The following is an 18,746-nucleotide window of genomic DNA, read 5'->3' as shown; positions in this document are numbered from 1 at the left end:
ATAGGGTTACAACAATGAAAAAATTACTACCGGCATTAATAACGACTTTACTACTAAGCAACTACGCGGCGGCGGATGACAACCCAGTTACAGCTAAGCAGCTTAGCGAGCATGTGTACGTTCTATACGGACAAGGTGGCAACATTGCAGCCAGCGTTGGGGATGATGGCATATATATCATTGATGATCAGTTTGCCAAACTCTCAGCCGATATTAAAAAAACCATTAGCGACTTAAAGCCAGGCAGTGCAGAGTTTGTAATTAACACTCATCATCATGGCGATCACACCGGTGGTAACGAAAACTTTGCTAAAGCCGGAGCCCATGTTATTGCCCACAATAATGTACATAAACGCCTAAAAGAAAAACATGGCGAAGGGTCTGATTACCTACCACGAATTAGTTTTGGTGATGATTTAACACTGCACTTTAATAATGAGCAAGCGCATGTTGTGCATTATCAACATGCTCACACCGATGGCGATGCGGTGATTTTTTTCAATAATGATAATATTGTGCACATGGGAGACATTTATTTTAACTTTGGTAGCCTGCCGTTTGTTGATGTAGACAGTGGGGGTAGCGTTGATGGTGTTTTAGCGGCGGTTGATGATGTGATTAATCAGATTGATGATAAAACCCAAGTTATTCCTGGTCATGGCCCGCTAAGTGACCGTTCAGGACTGATCACGTATCGTAAGCTGTTGCAACAAGCGAAAGATGTTATGCTAAAAGCAATGCAAAATGACGCCAGTTTAGAGCAGGTACTTAAAGCAGACCCATTGTCAGAACTTGGTCTTGAATATGCAAATTGGTTACCTAAAGAGCGCGTAACCACACTTTTTTATCGCAGTTTAAAGTAGCGCACAGCGCGAATAAAAACGCATAAACCTAATAAAGCTGAGCATGTGTTCAGCTTTTTTAATTCTTACATGCCCCAAGGAGTTGCGTATGTCGGCAGAAAAAACCCATCTTGAAATTTGTAACTTAACCCGAGAACAATACCCACAAATTAAAACCTTGATGGACGAAGCTTACCCCGACCTAGGCGGCGCATGGCCAAGCCATACTATTTTTAGACTCATCGATCAATTCCCTGAAGGGCAAATAGGTATTGTGGATGATGGCGTGCTGGTGGGTTTAGCGCTGAGTGTACAGGTAGATTATGCGCGTTTTTCAAACCCGCATACCTATGAAGATATTGCCGACGGCCACGACCGCGTATTTAGCGACACCACAGGGGATGCTTTATACGGTTTGGATGTTGCTATTAGTGAGCAATACCGAGGCATGCGTTTAGGGCGCCGTTTATATGATGCGCGAAAAGAATTGTGCCGTCAGTATAACTTACGCGCTATTTTGGCGGGTGGGCGTATTCCGCGTTATTACAATCACAGCAGTGAAATGACCCCGATGGAATACATTGCTAAGGTCGATCAAAAAGAGCTGTATGACCCCATACTCAGTTTTCAATTAGCCAATGACTTTCAGGTTAAACGATTATTGAAAAAATACTTACCTGAAGATCAGGAGTCGGTCGGTTATGCCACATTACTTGAGTGGAATAACATTATGTATGAGCCAACCGACACCGTTATTGAGTCAACTAAATCAATCGTGCGCGTAGGAGCTGTGCAATGGCAAATGCGCTGTGTTGAATCGGTTGAAGAAATGCTTAAGCAAGTTGAATACTTTGTTGATACGGTATCTGATTACAAAAGCGATTTTATTTTATTCCCTGAGTTTTTTAATGCGCCACTGATGGGATTAACCGAGCAAAGTAATCAAACCGAGGCAATTCGGTATTTAGCCGAATACACAGAGACCTTTAAAAACGCCATGTCGCGTATGGCGATAGAATACAACGCCAACATTATTACCGGCTCAATGCCGCTTGCCGAAGACGATAAAATATATAACGTTAGTTATTTATGCCATCGCAGCGGTAAAATAGACGAGCAACGTAAAATTCATATTACCCCGCATGAACAAAATGATTGGGTGATCCAAGGCGGTGATAAAATTGCTGTATTCGATACAGATGCAGGCCGTGTAGGTATTCAAATTTGTTACGATGTCGAATTTCCTGAGTTGTCACGTATTTTGGCCACCCAAGGTTTGGATATTTTATTTGTGCCATTTTGGACTGACACTAAAAACAGTTACTTGCGTGTACGCCATTGTGCCCAAGCACGTGCCATTGAAAACGAATGTTATGTGGTTATTGCAGGCTCTGTGGGTAACTTACCTGAAGTAGAAAGCTTAGATGTGCAGTTTTCGCAGTCGGCGGTACTAACCCCATCGGACTTTTCATTTCCGCACGATGCCACACTAAATGAAGCCACCACCAATACAGAAATGTTATTATTTAGCGACTTAGATATGGATAAGTTAAAAATTCTTCACAGTGAAGGGACAGTGCGTAACTTAAAAGACCGCCGTCACGATTTGTATGAAGTGATATTGAAAAAGAGAGATATTTAATGGCGTGGATGTATTTAATTATTGCTGGGTTACTTGAGATTGGCTGGCCTATAGGGTTAAAAATTTCTCAAACCCCTGAAACTCGTTGGCAGGGCATCGCGATTGCCATTGCGTTTATGGTCGCGAGCGGCTTTATGTTGTGGTTGGCGCAAAAGCAAATATCTATGGGCACGTCGTACGCAGTATGGACGGGTATTGGTGCTGCTGGTACGTTTTTAGTGGGTATATTATTTTACGGTGATGCCGCCACGTTTGGTCGTATTGCTGGTGTGTTAATGATTATTTGTGGTGTGATCACCCTAAAAATTAGTCATTAGTTATTAAAAAACAAGCGCAGGTTGATACCTGCGCTTTTTTAGCTGCTCGGCAGCATTACCAATATCGCAGCTACTGCAATCAATAATAGCCCAGCGCTGTCTTGGCGTTTTAGCGGTTGTTTTAACCATAAAACAGCAATCAACATCGTAAAAATACTTCTATCTGGCCGAGCGTTTTTACATAGGCAACATGTTGCAAGCTCATTGCGCTAAACCAACCTATTGATCCCAAGCAACTAAATATACTCACCGTACAAGTCATGCCCTTATGCTGAAACATAGTTTTAAATGTATCGCGTTCCTTTAAGGCAATATAAATACACAACATTAGTGTTTGTAAACTAATAACAAGCAATAAAACCCATGCAGGCGCATACGGAAAAGCTATACCTGAGCTTAAACTGGCTTCTCTGATCCATGACGATGACAACGCAAAGGCGGTACCGCAGGCAAGCCCTGTTAATGCTGTTTTTAAGCTAAAGTGTTTCACATTGGCGATACCACTTAATAGCAATACCGCAATTGCACCAATAAACACGCCAAACCAACCAAGTAATGAAAGCGTTGAGCCAAAAAACAGCAACCCGAGTATGGCCGCCATAAGCGCTTCACTTTTAGCTAGCCCAGCGCCTACAGCAAAATTATTCATTTTAAATAATTTAACCATGAGTCCCGTGGCAATAATTTGCACTATGCTGGCACCAATAATGTAGCTAATAAATAAAGGGTTGAATGAAGGAAAGGGAGCATCTTGGTAATAATAAAGCGCATATAAATACAGCCCAGCAATAGGGCTTGCCATAATAAAGCGGGCTAATGTAACGCCAGCAATGCTCACATGAGTGCTTAATTTACTTTGCAGAGCATTGCGCCATGACTGCATAAATGCAGCAAAAATAGTCAGTAAAATCCAAATCATCTTAAACAACATACAATAAGCGGAGGAGTAATTTAGCAGTACTGTGACATGAAAGCGACCATCAAAAAGGCATAATGAATATTCATCACCTGCGACAATTTGCCACAGTGACGCACTGCTTAAATCGGCTATAGTGTCTGGGATGTTACTGCTAGCCGCCAGAACTCAGGTTGTTTATATTTGGCGGCTTTTTTCTATTTGCTGTGTTATTTTGAGTTAGAAATAATAACTTGAGAATGATAATGACGACTTTATTGGTTTGCGCCTTAATTGCAGTGATCATGCCTTATGTTGCAAGGATCCCAGCTATTATAGAAATGAATAAGCTCGGTGGTTACGATAATAAACATCCGCGCCAGCAACAAAAACAGCTTACAGGGCTCGGAGCAAGGGCGTTGGCCGCACATCAAAACTGTTTTGAGTCGCTAGCGGTATTTGCCGTTGCTTTGGCCGTGGTGTTAGGCACCAATAATGTTAATGCCGTAACCGAAACTTTAGCGATGACGCATATTGTAGCGCGTATTTTATTTTGTGTTTTTTATTACTTAAACCTCGATATTATTAGATCGTTCACTTGGCTGGTGGGAATAGGAACCGCTATTGGCATGATCGCTGTCAGTTTGTAACGTGAATAAGTAAAAACCACAAAGCAAGCAGCCTAAAAGGGTGCTTGCTTTATAGTCTTAAATAACTCAATAGCACTAATGCGATACTTTAATTCGCTCTATCAAATCGGTATTTGTAACTTCGCTGTTTATGGCAAAATCTAGCTGTACGAGTACATCGTTAAAGCCTGCTTTTGACGTTTTATACTCCCACTTTGACAAGGCTTCTTTAGCTGATTTATCAAAAACATCTGAAGGCTGTGACTGAAGTACATTAATATTTTTTGTTTTACCATTGGCAGTAATATCGTATTTTAACACCACAGATCCACTAATGCCTTGCTTAGCTGCTTGGGCTGGATAAAGCGGCTCAATGCGAATTACAGGTGAAATATGCTCTGTTTTAGTTGCCTCAACCTGTGGTTGTTTTGCAATTGCTAAGCCACTGAGCAAGCTTGCTGCTATAAGTAACGCGCTTCCTTTTGCTAGGCGCGAATGTGCGCCGTTATGTTTGATATTAGTAAGTCGTTGTAACATGGTTTTTTTATCTCCGTAGTGTGAATAAGCCATCAGACCCGCTGGCGCATTGGCAGCGCAGTTTACTAAGGCTTTGCTGTATAAAATTTGTTGCTGTGTGGTTTTATTACTTAGTACCCGTTCATCACAAGTTAGCTCCTGCAAACGTCTACAGCTTGCGTATGCCATCCAAGCTAAAGGGTTAAACCACATTAAAATTGTAGCCAGTAATAGCAGCGCATTTGTTAGGTTATCTTTGCGTTTTATATGCACATTTTCGTGCTCTAAAATAAGCGCCAATGTAGCTTTATCAAACAGAGTATTGTAGTTGTGTGGTAAAACTAGCTTGCTATTTAGTACCCCAATTACCATAGGTGTTGCAACTTGATGGCTAGTAAAGGTTTTTACCCCTGAGCTTATTTCTGCTTGTAAATTTGTTACTTCACAAAGCTGTAGGTTGCTTACAAATCGGCGATGAATAATCCAAGTGGCGAATAAAAGCAGTGCCGTAATAACTACATAAAATAGCGCCCAGTTAATACTAATAGTGCTTATTAATGGTTGATTAGGAGTAATGATATAATGACTAATAGGACTGTTTTGTAATGGCCTAATTGCATTGGGTAAATTAGCGATAAGCAGCGAGGCTGGTATTAACCACACTAATTTATAAATAAGCTGCGAACCAATTGCTTTTAAGCCAAAGCGCTCAAGTAAAACAAATCCTGCAAACAACAGACTCAATAATAGCTGTTGCTCTATTAGCCAATTAAAGCTTGTTTGAATAACCATGAGAATCCCTTACTTTTGGTTTTTTTCCCAGTCATCTATGACTTTTTTAAGCTCGTTTATATCTTGTTGAGAGAGTTTTTCTGATTTTGCAAAACCACTTACTAACGGAGCTATACGGCCACTAAAAAAACGCTCAATAAAGTTCTGGCTTTCTTTTTGGGTGTAATCAGTACGATTTATACAGGGGGTGTAAATATATTGGCGGCCTTCTTTTTCGAAGCTAAGCGCTCCTTTTTTAACTAATCGACCTAGTAAGGTTTTAATGGTTTTTTCGTGCCATTGTTTATCATCACTCAAGCGCTCAATAATTTGGCTGGCATTAGCGGGGTAGCTAATCCATAGCGCATCGAGTACTTCAAATTCTGCTTTTGATAATTCGATCATTTCATTGCCTACACATGTAATCTTTAATTTAAGACTACACCTGTAATCTATTTTTGCAAGTTTATTTTGTGTTTTTTAATTGCGTTAAAGCGAGGGGGGGTAGCGTGAGCTTGTTAGCCTAAAATGTCGCTTTTATTAATTTTTATAAACTGGTTTTCGGGTAAATTTAAAGGTTCTAACAGTAATTCACTTATTTGTACGCGGTATAAATCAATCACTTTGTAACCACAGTAATGCGCCATTTTACGAATTTGTCGATTAAGCCCTTGTTTTAAAATAATACTAAACTGATTGTCAGTGATTTTAGTCACCTCACACGGCAAAGTCATTTGCTTGTCGACAGGGACGCCTGCAGCCATTTCTTCGCAAAAATCCGCATCTAAAGGTTTATTGACGGTTACTAAATAGCGTTTAGGCTGATGAAAGTCAGGGTGGATCAGCTGGTTACAAAAATCCCCATCATTGGTTAAAATAAGCAATCCGCGTGAGTCTTTATCAAGGCGACCAATAGGGTATACCCGTGTTAGTTGCGGTAAATGATGAATAAGGCTGCTTGGGTCGTGCTGATTGAGTTTACAATCAATTCCTACTGGTTTGTGATAAGCAAAGTAGACTAAATCGGCAGGGCCTTTAATGGCTTGGCCATTAACAATGACACTGTCGTTTTCGTCCACATGATCAATATGATTTGCGGGGCGATTATTAACCATGACCACACCTTCGTCAATCAAACGCGAGGCCTGCTTGCGTGAGCAAACACCGGCATGCGCTATGTACTTTGCGAGTCGAATTTTTGTATCCATGATAGCGCGTAATTAAAAAAATCTGATCGCGATTATAGCAAAGCTGCGTATTGATTACTTGGACAGTTAATTTAACAGTAGGTAGGTTAATATGGGTATTCAATTTTCAGAACTAAAAAAGCATCAGCCATTACAAAAAGTGGTGGTTCATTCACTGGAAATGGCCTTGTATCAAGTGTCTGTTGTCATTAATAATGTTGAATACTATGTACAAGAAAGCGATGGTGAATTTGTAAAGGCAGTCAGCCCATTACATATTCAAAAACGCTTTGAAGACATTGCCTACGCGCAAATGATGCTCAGGCATACCAGCGCTTATGATGAAATGTGTGGTCAACCGGAAAAAATTTCTAGCAATATGCTTGAAGTTCCCTTTGGACAAAATAACCTGTTTTAACATCAGGTATTTGCTAAAATAGGTCTATTTGGAATAGCCAATGTACCTATTGCAGGCAGAAAATACTGAGCAATTAAACCAAGCACTGCGTGTTAATATGCTTGAGTTTAATGCTCAACACTTCGACGCAGAGCGCCAAGCTCTCGGCTTTAAATATCTCGATAAACAGCATGAATTAGTTGCCGGTATAAGTGGTCATGTATTTGGCAATTGGCTGCTAATAAGTTGGTTGTGGTGTGCTGAATCGGCACGAGGCAATGGCTTGGCTGATTCGTTATTAACATCACTTGAAAATGCAGCAATTGAAATGGGTGCCGTTCAGGCTCAGCTTGACACCCTAGACTTTCAAGCCAAGCCTTTCTATGAAAAGCGTGGTTATCAGGTTAAATATCAATTAAATAATTATCCGCTCAGCGGTACGCGCTACTTTATGGAAAAGCCGCTGGTAGCGGCTAAATAATGCTGATTTGAATATTACTCTTTTGTGGTTAAAGGCGTGCCATCAAAGCTAATGCCTAAAAACGGTGTTGCCTCGGGCGCTAACATAAACGTACGAATATTCATGTGATCATCGGCACTTGGGTTGTCTAGTACATCTTCACGATAAAATTTACCAAAACAATCTAAGGTATTTTGTTTACTAAGACCGTTGAGCTTAGCAAATGCAAAAATTTTGCACGAACCGTTATTTTCACTCGCAGAACTTAATAACCCATGGTTACTGAAGCTGCATGCTGTAAAAGTATAGTGCTCATCAATAACGGCCATAGTATCAGCAAAGCTAATACTTTTTGGCTCATCTGCGAGCGTTGTTAAATAATCTGTGAGCGTCATACGCTGTCCTTGTTATTATAATATGGAGTTAATTAACTAACTCTAACTTATATTATTAGTAAAACAAGCATAGGTTATATTAAATGGGTTAACGCATGAATGTTGGTTATTTCAATATCAGCCAGCCCTTTGTAGGCATAAGTTTGTGCTTGATTATTCAGCCATACAGACTGACAGCCAGCGTTGTTAGCACCTTGCACATCGCTATCAAGGCTATCACCTATGTGCAAAATATCGCTGTTTTTGATACGTAAATGTGTTGCGGCTTGATCAAATAATGTTGTGTGTGGTTTAGCTTTACCATGCAAGCCTGCTTGTAACACCAGTTCAAACTTACCTTTTAAATTAAATCGATCAACCTCTACATTACCGTTAGTAATGGCAATCAATTTGTAGTGTTGACTTAGTTTATCAAGCAATATTAGTACGTCTTCGCTCACCGTAATATTGCTTCGCTCATCAGCAAATGCTTGATACGCCTTATTTGCATGATGCTCTATTTCATCACCTTTAAAACCTAATTCAGACAACACTAAGCGCAAGGTATGCTTACGCCATTGTGTGACGTCATCAATCAGCTCTGGCTGCTGTAGTGCTGCGAGTTCACGGCATTGCTGCCAAAACTGTGGTCCTTGTTTTTTGTAGCCTGGTAGCGCATTTAAATAATCAATTTGCGCCTGAACGGCTGCGGTTATGATAGGGCGGTTATCGTACAAGGTATCGTCTAAGTCAAAACTTAGCACAGAAAAAGGAGAAATTGCGCGATTAAATCGGATCATAGTTGCTGCTCTAATCGGTTCTTTTTTTAGCACGTGGGTGGGTGTTATCGTACACCTTGGCTAAGTGCTGAAAATCTAAATGAGTATAAACTTGAGTTGCAGATAAACTACTGTGGCCTAATAATTCTTGCACTGCTCGTAAATCCCCAGACGACTCTAAAATATGCGACGCAAATGAGTGGCGTAATTTATGCGGATGAACTTGCGAGCTAATACCTTGCTTTATCCCCCACTCTTGCATACGCAAACGAACTTGGCGTACAGAAATACGGCTTTTTTTGCTACTCAAAAATATTGCATGTTCATCTGAGCCCATAAATAGTGGGCGAACTGCTAGCCAATTGTTTAACGCCTCAAGTGCTTTAGAGCCAACCGGTATTAGGCGTTCTTTGGCGCCTTTGCCTCGCACTAATATTTCACCGCTACGAGTGTTTATATCTTGCATGTTAGCGCCAACTAACTCACTAATGCGTAAGCCTGATGAATACATCAGTTCCATCATCGCTTTATCACGAATGGCAAGTGGATCATCATCGGGTATTTCGAGTAAACGAGCCATTTGGTCAACATCAAGGTTTTTAGGTAAAGGCCGCGCAAATTTAGGGCCTTTTATGCCCTGTGCCGGATTATGGTAATGCACTTGCTCAGTAATATTTTTTGCTTTTAAAAATTTATACAAACTACGTATGCAGCTTAATTTTAAGCTGATTGTTCTGCCACTTAATTGTTTTGCCCGCAGTGCCATACTGTAACGACGAATATGCTCACTTTGTACCGCAAACCAATTGTCGCACAGTTTATTAAAATACAAGGCGGCAAAACCTAATTGGCTGACATACTGATTAACGGTGTGCGCTGAATATTGACGTTCAAATTTTAAGTAATCACTAAATAATGTAATGGGTGTACGCCAGCTATCGCTTAAGTCGCTTATATTTGGCGCGTTATCGCTCATGCCAGTTCCAGTAACCGTATTTGCAATGAGCGCACAAAATCTAATACAAATAAGTTATCTTGTGAGGGCTCAAAGTGGTTTTCATCGTGGCTGCCAAAAGCCAAAATTGCGTAGGGGTTACTCGGCTCACCAATTAAATAAAGTGCGGTCGATTGGGTATCATTGTTGAAGAGTAAGTCGCGTTCTTGCTGATTTACACGGCCTAAATAATGATTACTATCTGACAGTCTATGCTTCACTAACTCTTCAAAGGCATTATCGTATCTAACGAGTTTGCATTCATTAATAGTCGGGCTCATACAAATAATATTGCGTAAGTTACTGGCCAGTGTATTAAAGTCGTAATTACTCCACAGCTGTCGGTGACATTGGCTAAATAAACGATAAACCAGTTCATTCTGGGTCGCATTTTTGCTCATGCTGTCTATTTGATTTTTTAGCTGTGTATTGTGCTCGCGTAATTGGCGCTGCTGAATATGCACTAATGAAGTAGCACCCTGTACTTGCTGTTGTAACTCAAGTTGCGCTAACAGCTTAGGTTGCTCAATTAAAAAGTCAGGATGCTGTTGTAAGTAATCTATTACTTGCTGTTTAGTTAATTCACTCATAGTGCAACTTGCCCATCAAATACATGTTCAGCGGGACCTGTCATACGCACTGGATGGCCCTCGCCACTCCAGCGCACTTGTAAGCTACCGCCGGGTAAATCAACTTGTACTGTACTGGTGAGCTTATTTTGGATAAAACCAATCACCATGGCAGCACACGCGCCGGTACCGCAAGCAAGTGTTTCGCTTACACCACGCTCCCATACTCTGAGTTTAATGTGCTCTTGAGAGATAACCTGCATAAAGCCAATGTTCGCGCGTTGTGGAAAACGCTCATGGTTTTCAAGCAACGGGCCTAGGGTATCCACTTGGGCTGTTTCTATATCGTCTACTTCCATTACGCAATGAGGGTTACCCATAGATACGGCACCACTAAAAACGGTATGCTCTTCTGCGCGAATAATATAAGTCAGCTCACGTTTGGTTGCTTTGAGTGGAATTTTATTTGGCTCAAAATTAGGGTGACCCATATTAACGGTTACTTGACCGTCTTTTTCAATATACAGGGTGAGATTACCAGACTTAGTCGACACGCTGATTTTATGTTTATTGGTTAAGCCTTTCATGCGTACAAAGCGGGCAAAGCAGCGCGCACCGTTACCACATTGTTCTACTTCGTGGCCGTCAGCGTTAAAAATACGATAGTGAAAATCGAGATCGGGTGAGTAAGGGGCTTCAACCATCAGTAGTTGATCAAACCCAATGCCGAAATGGCGATCGGCCAGCTTTTTGATTTGATCACGAGATAAAAAAACGTTTTGTGTAATGTTATCAATCACAACAAAGTCGTTACCTAAGCCGTGCATTTTGGAAAAATTAACTAACATAGCGCTCTAATTCGGTTTTGCTCTGTGCTAATCATGCCACAGAGCAGCTAGTTGGCAAAAACGTTTATGGTAAAACTTTCTCACCTTGGTATAAGCTTTCGATAGTTTCGCGTTCGCGAATAAGGTGATGTTGCTCACCATCGACCATTATTTCGGCAACTCGTGGACGTGAGTTATAATTTGAGCTCATGGTAAAACCATAGGCTCCAGCGCTTCGCTGTACTAACAAATCACCTTGTTTGAGTGCCAGTGGTCGGTCTTTACCTAAAAAGTCACCGGTTTCACACACCGGGCCAACCACGTCATAGTTGTGGGTAGGTGTTTCGTCATCACGCACTGATACAGGAATAATTTTTTGCCATGCTTGATACAGTGATGGGCGTAACATGTCGTTCATACCCGCATCTACAATCGCAAAATACTTGTCTTGGTTTTGTTTAATAAACTCAACTTGTGTTACTAAAATCCCCGCGTTTGCGGCAATGGCTCGCCCGGGCTCAAAAATCAGTTCTAGGTGACGGTAATTTGCAAGGCGCTGCGTTACTTGTGCTGCATATTCACTTGGGTGTGGAGGTTGTTCGTCGTCGTAGGTTACTCCAAGGCCTCCACCTATATCTAAATGGCTTAGCTCAATACCTGCATTTTTTAATTCATCAATTAATGCCAGTAGTTTATCAAGCGCCTCTAAAAACGGTTTGGTTTGTGTAAGCTGTGAGCCAATATGGCAATCTACGCCAACAATCGTTAAGCCAGGTAATGATGCCGCATGTTGATACACACTTAATGCAGACTCGATTCCAATACCAAACTTATTTTCTTTAAGTCCAGTAGAAATATACGGATGTGTTTTGGCATCAATATCGGGATTAACACGAATAGAAATTGGCGCGTCTAAATTAAGCTCGCAGGCCACTTCTGAAATGCGCTCAAGCTCTGAAATTGACTCAACATTAAAACATTTAATGCCTAACTCTAACGCATAAGCAATTTCGTCAGCCGTTTTAGCAACCCCAGAAAATACCACTTTGTTAGCAGCGCCTCCGGCTTTTATCACCCGTGCTAATTCGCCTTTTGAGACAATATCAAAACCCGCTCCAAGTCGTGCCAATATGTTTAACACCGCAATATTTGAATTTGCTTTAACGGCATAACACACTAGGCTTTTGTGATCTTGAGTCGCATTAGCAAACGCTAAATAATGGCGTTCAAACGTGGCTCTGGAATACACATAACACGGCGTACCATAGTGCTGTGCAATGGTTGCTACGCTGACATCTTCAGCAAATAGTTGGTTGTTTTTATAATTAAAAAAATCCATTTACTGCTCCTGTTGTTGCTCGGCGGGTGTTTGTTTGTTAGGAATGTCAGTTGGCTGCTTTTGTTCAGCAGGCTGCTCGGGTAAGTACAGCGGGCCGCTTTGGCCACAGCCAGCTAATGCACACAACAATACGGTGCTGATTAATAGTTGTTTTAATTGTAAGGTATATGTCGCTTTCATTAGATTAATACGGTTGCTGGCTTTATAATCGCAGAGTAACAGAATATCTAAAAAATGCAGCTATTCGCGGATGATTTTATTCCTGTTACACTAGCTCTATAAACATGCACCCATTATTTAGGCGCCTCGCCTGCAAAGGAAATTAACGATGACTGATCACGAATATCACCAGTTAGCAGAAGCTCTTATGTTCACTATTGAAGAACAAGTTGATGATTGTGAAGCAGATTTAGATTATGAATCTGCTCAAGGTATTTTAGAAATTATTTTTCCAGATCGCAGTAAGATTGTGATTAATAAGCAAGCACCTTTGCACCAAGTATGGGTAGCAACAAAATTTAATGGTCACCATTTTGAAATGCGTGATGGGCAATGGATTGATAACCGCTCGGGTGCAGAGTTTTGGAGCTTCATTAACGAAGCGTCTACACGCCAAGCGGGTCAAGAAATTAAATGGCAATCAACACTATGAGTTTAGGGTTTGTAGAATACCCAGCGCAAAGCGCCCATAAAGCCACGGTGATTTGGCTGCATGGCTTAGGTGATTCAGGTGATGGTTTTGCACCTGTTGCCCCGCAGCTCGACTTACCTACTGAGTTAGGAGTGCGTTTTATTTTTCCGCACGCGCCTATGCAGGCTGTTACAGTTAATGGCGGTATGCAAATGCGCTCATGGTACGACATTAAATCTATGGATTTAGATAAACGTGCCGATGAGCAAGGGGTTAGAGAATCAGCTGCAAAAGTTGAGCAACTCATTACACAAGAAATTGCTAACGGCATACCTGCCAGTAAAATTATTTTAGCGGGCTTTTCGCAAGGTGGCGTTGTATCGCTTCATTTAGCACCGCGTTTAGAACAAAAGCTGGCTGGTGTAATGGCGCTGTCAACCTACATGTGTGTGCCACATAAATTGGCAGATGAAGCAAAACAAACACAGTTAAATATATTTATGGCTCATGGTAGCCAAGATGACGTTGTACCGCATAGCGCGGGTAGAAGTGCGTTCGAAGTATTATCAACGCATAACATGGATGTAAGTTGGCAAGAATACCCAATGGGGCATCAGGTTTGTACACAAGAGTTACAAGCTGTGCGCCAATGGTTAATTTCTCGCTTAAGTTAGTTTAGGAGCCGCTGAGGGTCAAAATGAGTCAAAAAATAGTAATAACAGCAAATGTAAAACGTGAACCACAGGTAAGCGAACCCAACGTGAGCTATGAGTGGCATTGGCGTCGGATTGTGAGTATTTCTATGTTGGTGATTATGATCTCTGCAGCGGTTATTTACGGCCTCTCTAGCGCCGTGAATGCTGATCAAGGGACGCCGCATCCTAATGAGCAGCTTGATTTTACTGAGCAACAAACAGCAATTGTGTCGCTAAGCGATGATAATGCAGCACCAGTAGAGAGTGAAAAAGCCATAGATGCAGATGAGGAGCAGGTAAGCAGTGTTGCGATTGCAGACCCTAAAACCTTTTCCTCAGTTGAGCAAAAACCAGCTTCTATTACTGAACAGGTACCATCGGAGCCTGAAGTTCAACAAAGTATTATTAAGCAAGAAGTAGAGCCAACGATCACTGCTGAGCCTGAAGAAGCAACCATTGCAGCAATAGACACTCAAGACCTTGAAGTTGAGACTGTTAGCGCAAAGCCAGTTGAGCAAAAGAAATTTGCTGCATCTGCACACATTGCTAGTGTAGCTGTGGGAGCCAAAATAGATACAGCCACAATTAGCCGTGCTGTGCTAACTCGCAGTGTCAGTAACCGTGAGCCAACCAATGTATTTGCCGCCGATGTGCGTTTGAATCAATTTGAAGAGTCGCTGTCATTTTTTAGTGAGCTTAAAAACTTACAGGGACAGCAGGTAAAACATGTGTGGTTATTTGAAGGTGAAATAATGGCTGAAGTGGCGCTTAAGGTCACTTCTCCGCGTTACAGAACGTACTCAACTAAAAATATTATGGATACTCAATTAGGGCATTGGCGCGTTGATGTAGTTGATGAAAACGGGCTGCTCATCGCTCAAAAAGAATTTAGAGTTTTAGCAAATTAAATAGCCTTAGATTGAATAAGTTTTAATTCTAAAAGCTAGTAATTATTAATGGATATTTTATGACTGATAAAACAAAGTTAGTTCGCATTGCCACTCGTAAAAGTGCATTGGCACTCTGGCAGGCTGAATTTGTAAAAGCGCAGCTAGAGCATTTTCATGATGACGTGCGTGTAGAGCTCGTGCCAATGTCGACTCAAGGTGACATTATTTTAGATACACCGCTAGCTAAAATTGGCGGCAAAGGTTTATTTGTAAAAGAGTTAGAGCAAGCCATGCTAGATGGCCGTGCAGATATTGCAGTGCATTCAATGAAAGATGTGCCGGTAGAGTTTCCGGATGATTTAGAGTTACACACCATTTGTGAGCGTGAAGACCCGCGTGATGCGTTTGTATCAAATAACTTTGCCAATATTGATGCGCTACCACAAAGTGCTATTGTGGGGACTTCAAGTTTACGTCGTCAATGTCAAATTAGAGCGATGCGTCCGGATTTAGAAATTCGAGATTTACGCGGCAATGTTAATACACGTTTAGCTAAGCTTGATAGCGGCCAATATGATGCCATTATACTCGCAGCAGCAGGCCTAATTCGTTTAGAAATGGGCGAGCGTATTCGTGACTTTATTGAACCAGAAGTCTCTTTACCTGCTAATGGCCAAGGCGCTGTAGGCATCGAATGTCGGATAGACGATACCGTGACGAAAGCATTGTTAGCGCCGCTTGAGCATAACGAAACACGTATTCGTGTTAACGCTGAGCGTGCAATGAACCGCCATTTAGAAGGGGGCTGCCAAGTGCCAATTGGTGCTTATGCATTGGTTGAGGGTGACCAAGTACACTTACGTGGTTTGGTCGGTGCGATTGATGGCAGTGAAATTTTACGCGATGAAATTAGCGGTCACGTTGATGATGCTGAAAAGTTAGGTGTAGAGCTGGCTAAAAAATTATTAGCACAAGGCGCAGATAAAATTCTAGCTGACGTATATCGAGACGCATAATGAAACATATCTTGATAACTCGGCCCGAAGGAAAAGGCGCAGCCCTTGCAGAGCAACTTGAGCAAGCGGGTTATCAAGCGTCTTTATATCCAGTTTTAAAAATAACCTACTTAACGCCAAAAAACGTTGAATTAAGCCCGCTGGTGAACGCTGACAAAATTATTTTTGTTTCACAGGATGCGGTGCATGCATTAAATGCACTTAAGCCTGCTATTAATACCAAAGCACAGTTTTATGGGGTTGGGCAACAAACAGCTGATACTATTTATGAAGTATTTGGTGTGCGTGCCGCACTACCAAAACAACATGACTCTGAGGGGTTACTCGCGCTTAAGTCTTTGGCTGATGTTGATGGCAGTAATATTGTGTTGGTCAAAGGTATTGGCGGGCGACCTGAAATAGCAAAAACCTTGAAGCAACGTGGTGCTTATTTAAATAATTGTGTGGTGTATCAACGTGAGCCAGTAGAGCCTAGCTCAGCTAACTGGATAGACCACTGGCAAAGCCATAATGTACACGGTATAGTCATTACAAGTAATGCTGCAGTTGACGCCATATTTAATACTATCTCGGCGGCGCAACTAACATGGTTACAACAGTGCGAATTTTACGTTGCCAGTGAGCGCATAGGTACTTATTTACAGCAACAAGAAATAAATTCGACCCATATACATACTGCGGCAGGAGCTAGCGACCACGCTATGTTTACCTGCATTAATCAGCAAGGTAGCAAAATGAGTGAACAGTCAGCGACGTCAAAAGTAGAAAAAACAGCGCAGCCAACAGCAAAAAACACCTCTAATACGACTAAAAGTGACTCTGTAAAAGCGAATAACCAAACGCAGAGCACTCCTCAAAAAGTAAGTAAAGTAGGTAGCGTTGCGTTAGTGATTTCCTTGCTTGTTGCCAGCGGTGTGGGTTATGAGTTTTATCAAAAGCTTAATGCCAGTAAAGTGCAAAATTTAGCAGTTAATACGCTGACAGAACAAAATAAAATGCTACAACAAGAGCTGCAAGCGCTTAAATCTGAGCAGCTTAGCTTGCAGCAAGCGTTGTTTAATAGCGAAGAACAAATCGCTATGGCGCTCAATGAAAACTCTGTAAAAAATCAACAAGCATTAAAAGCCGCACTGCAAAAGGTGCAACAAAGTGGTAATACATTAAATCCACAAGAGGTCACCAGCTTGCAACGCATGGCTGAATTTAAACTGTGGGCAGAACAAGATTACTCAGGCACCAGTGCCGTGCTTAAACGTTTAGATTCATTGTTAAGCGATCATTCCGGTACGCTTGAGTTGCGTCAAGCAATTACACAAGACATACAAACACTCGACAATATTAAACCCGTTGCGACAGAAGCGATTTATTTACAATTAAACAGCGTAATAAAGCGTATTGATGACTTGGTATTTAATGCGGTTAATTTGCCTGAAGAGGCGAGTATAAGTGATGAGAATGCACTCTCTGAAGATGTTAGTGATTGGCAACAAAACATTCTTAATAGTTGGAATAAAATAGTCGATAGCTTTATTACTATTCGCCATCATGAAGGCGTATTAATTGAGCCACTATTAACTGACCGAGAGCGTCATTTAATTACCCAGCGCATTAAGCTTAATATTACTCAGGCGCAAGACGCATTAATGGCTAAACAAGCTAGTATTTATTTTAACGCTTTGAATGATACAAAACGTTTGGTTAATGAATACTTTAAACAAGATGACGATGCAACAAAAGTGGTAATACAGACATTAGCCAATCTTGAAAAAGAATCGCTTAACTTTAACCCTGAAGTGACACTGCAAAGCACTCAACAAGTGAAGGAGTGGGCACAATGATAGGGCTGATTATTTTTATTGTCGCTATTGTATTGGTGCTAGCGATTACCCCCTTTGTGTTAGATGAGAAAGGCTATGTGCTGATTTCATTTAACAATACCACCGTAGAGGGCACAATTGTTTCGTTTTGTATTATGGCAGCACTGAGCGCAGCGGTTTTATATTTAACTTACAAGCTAGTGCGTTATTGTTTATCTATATACAGAAACACTAAGCATGGCTTTTTTGCGCGAAGCCAAGAGCGTAAACATGCGGCTATAGAGCAAGCATTGTGGAGCCTCATTAATGATGATTACGAGCAAGTAGAAAGTGCGCTTTCAAGCAATAGTGTGCCTGCTAAATTTTCCGATATACGTTTAGCATTATTAGCAAAAGCTGCGCTGGCAAATAATCAGCCTGATAAAGCGCTTGAGCGTTTATTTGAAATCAGCCCAGAGCAGCAACTAAAAGTGGCTAAACTGTGGTTAGCCAGTGGCGACAGCAGTGTTATTGAACCGCAAATACGAGTGGCTGCTGAATCTAAAAAAGCCACGGTACTTGAGCTTAAACTGTACACTGAAGTGTTGGTGCAACAACAGCATTTTAAATTGCTTGAAGACTTTTTACCGCGTTTGTTACGTAAAAACGCCTTGAATGATACCCAGTGGCAGCAAGTGTTTTTAGCTTATTTTGCTGCGCAAGCAAGTGATGAGTTAACCGCTAAGTATCAACATTTAGGTAAAAAGTTGCAGGCGCATGCGCACACGGCTTATTTAACCCAAATGGCCAAAACAGGGCAGCTAGCAAGTATCGAAAATGAGCTAATTAAATTACTCAAGCACAATAAGCAGCATGATCAACTGGCTTATATTTTAAGTGAAGCTGCACCAAGTAATGCTTATAAGCTGCAATCAAGTATTCAAGAGCGACTAAAAAAAGATGAGCATAATAATGCGTTACTATTAGCGCTGGCGTGTTTAGCCAATGCACAAGGTGATTACGACTTAGCAGCACGGGTTTTTGATAAAGCACTCAATAGCGAAAATAAAGCACAGTATCGACAACAAGCGATATTAAGTTATGAACACAGTGCACAATTAGATAAGGCACTTGTACTCTACCAATAATCAATTATAGTTATAAATCAATAATAAAAGCG

The 18,746-nt window shown here is 41.3% G+C and carries 22 protein-coding genes and 1 pseudogene; 12 read left to right on the top strand and 11 right to left on the bottom strand.

Annotated elements, in window-relative coordinates:
• The first annotated feature begins 14 nt into the window (after positions 1-14).
• From QL989_RS11835 to QL989_RS11825, 3 genes are all read left to right on the top strand, one after another.
• A complete protein-coding gene (locus QL989_RS11835) occupies positions 15-863 on the top strand; it encodes an MBL fold metallo-hydrolase (protein WP_198522070.1) in 849 nt (282 codons plus the stop codon).
• A gap of 88 nt (positions 864-951) precedes the next feature.
• Complete coding sequence (locus QL989_RS11830; RefSeq protein WP_010392609.1) at positions 952-2,484, top strand: bifunctional GNAT family N-acetyltransferase/carbon-nitrogen hydrolase family protein; 1,533 nt, start codon at positions 952-954, stop codon at positions 2,482-2,484.
• Positions 2,484-2,801: a multidrug efflux SMR transporter gene (locus QL989_RS11825; RefSeq protein WP_010392612.1), complete on the top strand. Its 318-nt coding sequence runs from the start codon at positions 2,484-2,486 to the stop codon at positions 2,799-2,801. Before QL989_RS11830 ends, QL989_RS11825 begins: the two co-directional genes overlap by 1 nt.
• Before the next feature lie 38 nt (positions 2,802-2,839).
• Here the strand turns inward: QL989_RS11825 and QL989_RS11820 are convergent.
• Positions 2,840-3,720 (bottom strand): annotated as a pseudogene (locus QL989_RS11820) (DMT family transporter).
• Between the two features lie 242 nt (positions 3,721-3,962).
• Here QL989_RS11820 and QL989_RS11815 point away from each other — a divergent pair.
• Positions 3,963-4,346 carry an MAPEG family protein gene (locus QL989_RS11815; protein ID WP_290170611.1) on the top strand — a complete coding sequence of 128 codons (384 nt, stop codon included), beginning with the start codon at positions 3,963-3,965 and terminating at the stop codon, positions 4,344-4,346.
• Between the two features lie 75 nt (positions 4,347-4,421).
• Here QL989_RS11815 and QL989_RS11810 read toward each other — a convergent pair whose 3' ends face one another.
• The 3 genes from QL989_RS11810 to QL989_RS11800 form a co-directional block, all read right to left on the bottom strand.
• On the bottom strand, positions 4,422-5,633 hold the full coding sequence (locus tag QL989_RS11810) for a M56 family metallopeptidase (RefSeq protein WP_290170610.1): 1,212 nt from the start codon (positions 5,631-5,633) through the stop codon (positions 4,422-4,424).
• A gap of 9 nt (positions 5,634-5,642) precedes the next feature.
• A complete protein-coding gene (locus tag QL989_RS11805; protein WP_290170609.1) occupies positions 5,643-6,017 on the bottom strand; it encodes a BlaI/MecI/CopY family transcriptional regulator in 375 nt (124 codons plus the stop codon).
• A gap of 113 nt (positions 6,018-6,130) precedes the next feature.
• Positions 6,131-6,820, bottom strand: coding sequence for a pseudouridine synthase (locus QL989_RS11800; protein WP_290170608.1), 690 nt, complete (start codon positions 6,818-6,820; stop codon positions 6,131-6,133).
• A gap of 91 nt (positions 6,821-6,911) precedes the next feature.
• Between QL989_RS11800 and QL989_RS11795 the strand changes: the two genes are divergently transcribed.
• Together QL989_RS11795 and QL989_RS11790 are read left to right on the top strand one after the other, a co-directional pair.
• Positions 6,912-7,217 carry a DUF6482 family protein gene (locus tag QL989_RS11795; protein ID WP_008109023.1) on the top strand — a complete coding sequence of 102 codons (306 nt, stop codon included), beginning with the start codon at positions 6,912-6,914 and terminating at the stop codon, positions 7,215-7,217.
• 40 nt (positions 7,218-7,257) lie between these two features.
• A complete protein-coding gene (locus QL989_RS11790) occupies positions 7,258-7,677 on the top strand; it encodes a GNAT family N-acetyltransferase (RefSeq protein ID WP_076919938.1) in 420 nt (139 codons plus the stop codon).
• A gap of 14 nt (positions 7,678-7,691) precedes the next feature.
• On the opposite strand, the gene QL989_RS11785 is transcribed toward QL989_RS11790, so the two are convergent.
• From QL989_RS11785 to QL989_RS11755, 7 genes are all read right to left on the bottom strand, one after another.
• Entirely contained in the window at positions 7,692-8,051 is a 360-nt protein-coding gene (locus QL989_RS11785) for a HopJ type III effector protein (protein ID WP_010392629.1), read from the bottom strand.
• Between the two features lie 74 nt (positions 8,052-8,125).
• On the bottom strand, positions 8,126-8,830 hold the full coding sequence (locus QL989_RS11780) for an HAD-IA family hydrolase (protein ID WP_138605440.1): 705 nt from the start codon (positions 8,828-8,830) through the stop codon (positions 8,126-8,128).
• A gap of 10 nt (positions 8,831-8,840) precedes the next feature.
• Entirely contained in the window at positions 8,841-9,785 is a 945-nt protein-coding gene (locus QL989_RS11775) for a tyrosine recombinase XerC (protein WP_055013094.1), read from the bottom strand.
• Positions 9,782-10,393: a DUF484 family protein gene (locus QL989_RS11770; RefSeq protein WP_010392634.1), complete on the bottom strand. Its 612-nt coding sequence runs from the start codon at positions 10,391-10,393 to the stop codon at positions 9,782-9,784. Before QL989_RS11770 ends, QL989_RS11775 begins: the two co-directional genes overlap by 4 nt.
• The gene (gene dapF, locus QL989_RS11765; RefSeq protein ID WP_008109029.1) at positions 10,390-11,220 is read right to left on the bottom strand and encodes a diaminopimelate epimerase; all 831 of its coding nucleotides are present in this window, start codon (positions 11,218-11,220) and stop codon (positions 10,390-10,392) included. The genes QL989_RS11770 and dapF overlap by 4 nt, the downstream gene beginning before the upstream one ends.
• A 64-nt stretch (positions 11,221-11,284) precedes the next feature.
• Positions 11,285-12,538 (bottom strand): diaminopimelate decarboxylase, encoded by a 1,254-nt coding sequence (gene lysA, locus QL989_RS11760; protein WP_054202878.1) that lies wholly within the window; start codon positions 12,536-12,538, stop codon positions 11,285-11,287.
• On the bottom strand, positions 12,539-12,718 hold the full coding sequence (locus QL989_RS11755) for a lipoprotein (protein WP_054202877.1): 180 nt from the start codon (positions 12,716-12,718) through the stop codon (positions 12,539-12,541).
• Positions 12,719-12,866: 148 nt separating this feature from the next.
• Between QL989_RS11755 and cyaY the strand changes: the two genes are divergently transcribed.
• Genes cyaY through QL989_RS11725 form a run of 6 tightly spaced genes read left to right on the top strand, consistent with a single transcriptional unit; the run spans position 12,867 to position 18,714 of the window.
• The gene (gene cyaY, locus QL989_RS11750) at positions 12,867-13,190 is read left to right on the top strand and encodes an iron donor protein CyaY (protein WP_008109036.1); all 324 of its coding nucleotides are present in this window, start codon (positions 12,867-12,869) and stop codon (positions 13,188-13,190) included.
• Positions 13,187-13,843, top strand: a complete 657-nt coding sequence (locus QL989_RS11745; RefSeq protein WP_008109038.1) for an alpha/beta fold hydrolase — start codon at positions 13,187-13,189, stop codon at positions 13,841-13,843. The genes cyaY and QL989_RS11745 overlap by 4 nt, the downstream gene beginning before the upstream one ends.
• 23 nt (positions 13,844-13,866) lie before the next feature.
• Positions 13,867-14,772: a DUF2914 domain-containing protein gene (locus QL989_RS11740; protein WP_290170607.1), complete on the top strand. Its 906-nt coding sequence runs from the start codon at positions 13,867-13,869 to the stop codon at positions 14,770-14,772.
• 59 nt (positions 14,773-14,831) lie between these two features.
• Entirely contained in the window at positions 14,832-15,770 is a 939-nt protein-coding gene (gene hemC, locus QL989_RS11735; RefSeq protein ID WP_138595966.1) for a hydroxymethylbilane synthase, read from the top strand.
• A complete protein-coding gene (locus QL989_RS11730; RefSeq protein ID WP_290170606.1) occupies positions 15,770-17,608 on the top strand; it encodes a uroporphyrinogen-III synthase in 1,839 nt (612 codons plus the stop codon). The genes hemC and QL989_RS11730 overlap by 1 nt, the downstream gene beginning before the upstream one ends.
• Positions 17,605-18,714 (top strand): heme biosynthesis HemY N-terminal domain-containing protein, encoded by a 1,110-nt coding sequence (locus tag QL989_RS11725; protein ID WP_290170605.1) that lies wholly within the window; start codon positions 17,605-17,607, stop codon positions 18,712-18,714. The genes QL989_RS11730 and QL989_RS11725 overlap by 4 nt, the downstream gene beginning before the upstream one ends.
• Positions 18,715-18,746: the final 32 nt, after the last annotated feature.

It is taken from the genome of Pseudoalteromonas sp. APC 3224, assembly GCF_030407535.1.
GTDB lineage: Bacteria > Pseudomonadota > Gammaproteobacteria > Enterobacterales > Alteromonadaceae > Pseudoalteromonas.
Note: the sequence above shows the minus strand (reverse complement) of the source record. Positions and strands in the feature narration are given on the sequence as shown.

Excerpts from the sequence above, each read along its gene's own strand:
- QL989_RS11835 (WP_198522070.1), top strand. The coding sequence starts at position 15 with ATGAAAAAATTACTACCGGCATTAATAACGACTTTACTACTAAGCAAC.
- QL989_RS11830 (WP_010392609.1), top strand. The coding sequence starts at position 952 with ATGTCGGCAGAAAAAACCCATCTTGAAATTTGTAACTTAACCCGAGAA.
- QL989_RS11825 (WP_010392612.1), top strand. The coding sequence starts at position 2,484 with ATGGCGTGGATGTATTTAATTATTGCTGGGTTACTTGAGATTGGCTGG.
- QL989_RS11815 (WP_290170611.1), top strand. The coding sequence starts at position 3,963 with ATGACGACTTTATTGGTTTGCGCCTTAATTGCAGTGATCATGCCTTAT.
- QL989_RS11810 (WP_290170610.1), bottom strand. The coding sequence starts at position 5,633 with ATGGTTATTCAAACAAGCTTTAATTGGCTAATAGAGCAACAGCTATTA.
- QL989_RS11805 (WP_290170609.1), bottom strand. The coding sequence starts at position 6,017 with ATGATCGAATTATCAAAAGCAGAATTTGAAGTACTCGATGCGCTATGG.
- QL989_RS11800 (WP_290170608.1), bottom strand. The coding sequence starts at position 6,820 with ATGGATACAAAAATTCGACTCGCAAAGTACATAGCGCATGCCGGTGTT.
- QL989_RS11795 (WP_008109023.1), top strand. The coding sequence starts at position 6,912 with ATGGGTATTCAATTTTCAGAACTAAAAAAGCATCAGCCATTACAAAAA.
- QL989_RS11790 (WP_076919938.1), top strand. The coding sequence starts at position 7,258 with ATGTACCTATTGCAGGCAGAAAATACTGAGCAATTAAACCAAGCACTG.
- QL989_RS11785 (WP_010392629.1), bottom strand. The coding sequence starts at position 8,051 with ATGACGCTCACAGATTATTTAACAACGCTCGCAGATGAGCCAAAAAGT.
- QL989_RS11780 (WP_138605440.1), bottom strand. The coding sequence starts at position 8,830 with ATGATCCGATTTAATCGCGCAATTTCTCCTTTTTCTGTGCTAAGTTTT.
- QL989_RS11775 (WP_055013094.1), bottom strand. The coding sequence starts at position 9,785 with ATGAGCGATAACGCGCCAAATATAAGCGACTTAAGCGATAGCTGGCGT.
- QL989_RS11770 (WP_010392634.1), bottom strand. The coding sequence starts at position 10,393 with ATGAGTGAATTAACTAAACAGCAAGTAATAGATTACTTACAACAGCAT.
- dapF (WP_008109029.1), bottom strand. The coding sequence starts at position 11,220 with ATGTTAGTTAATTTTTCCAAAATGCACGGCTTAGGTAACGACTTTGTT.
- lysA (WP_054202878.1), bottom strand. The coding sequence starts at position 12,538 with ATGGATTTTTTTAATTATAAAAACAACCAACTATTTGCTGAAGATGTC.
- QL989_RS11755 (WP_054202877.1), bottom strand. The coding sequence starts at position 12,718 with ATGAAAGCGACATATACCTTACAATTAAAACAACTATTAATCAGCACC.
- cyaY (WP_008109036.1), top strand. The coding sequence starts at position 12,867 with ATGACTGATCACGAATATCACCAGTTAGCAGAAGCTCTTATGTTCACT.
- QL989_RS11745 (WP_008109038.1), top strand. The coding sequence starts at position 13,187 with ATGAGTTTAGGGTTTGTAGAATACCCAGCGCAAAGCGCCCATAAAGCC.
- QL989_RS11740 (WP_290170607.1), top strand. The coding sequence starts at position 13,867 with ATGAGTCAAAAAATAGTAATAACAGCAAATGTAAAACGTGAACCACAG.
- hemC (WP_138595966.1), top strand. The coding sequence starts at position 14,832 with ATGACTGATAAAACAAAGTTAGTTCGCATTGCCACTCGTAAAAGTGCA.
- QL989_RS11730 (WP_290170606.1), top strand. The coding sequence starts at position 15,770 with ATGAAACATATCTTGATAACTCGGCCCGAAGGAAAAGGCGCAGCCCTT.
- QL989_RS11725 (WP_290170605.1), top strand. The coding sequence starts at position 17,605 with ATGATAGGGCTGATTATTTTTATTGTCGCTATTGTATTGGTGCTAGCG.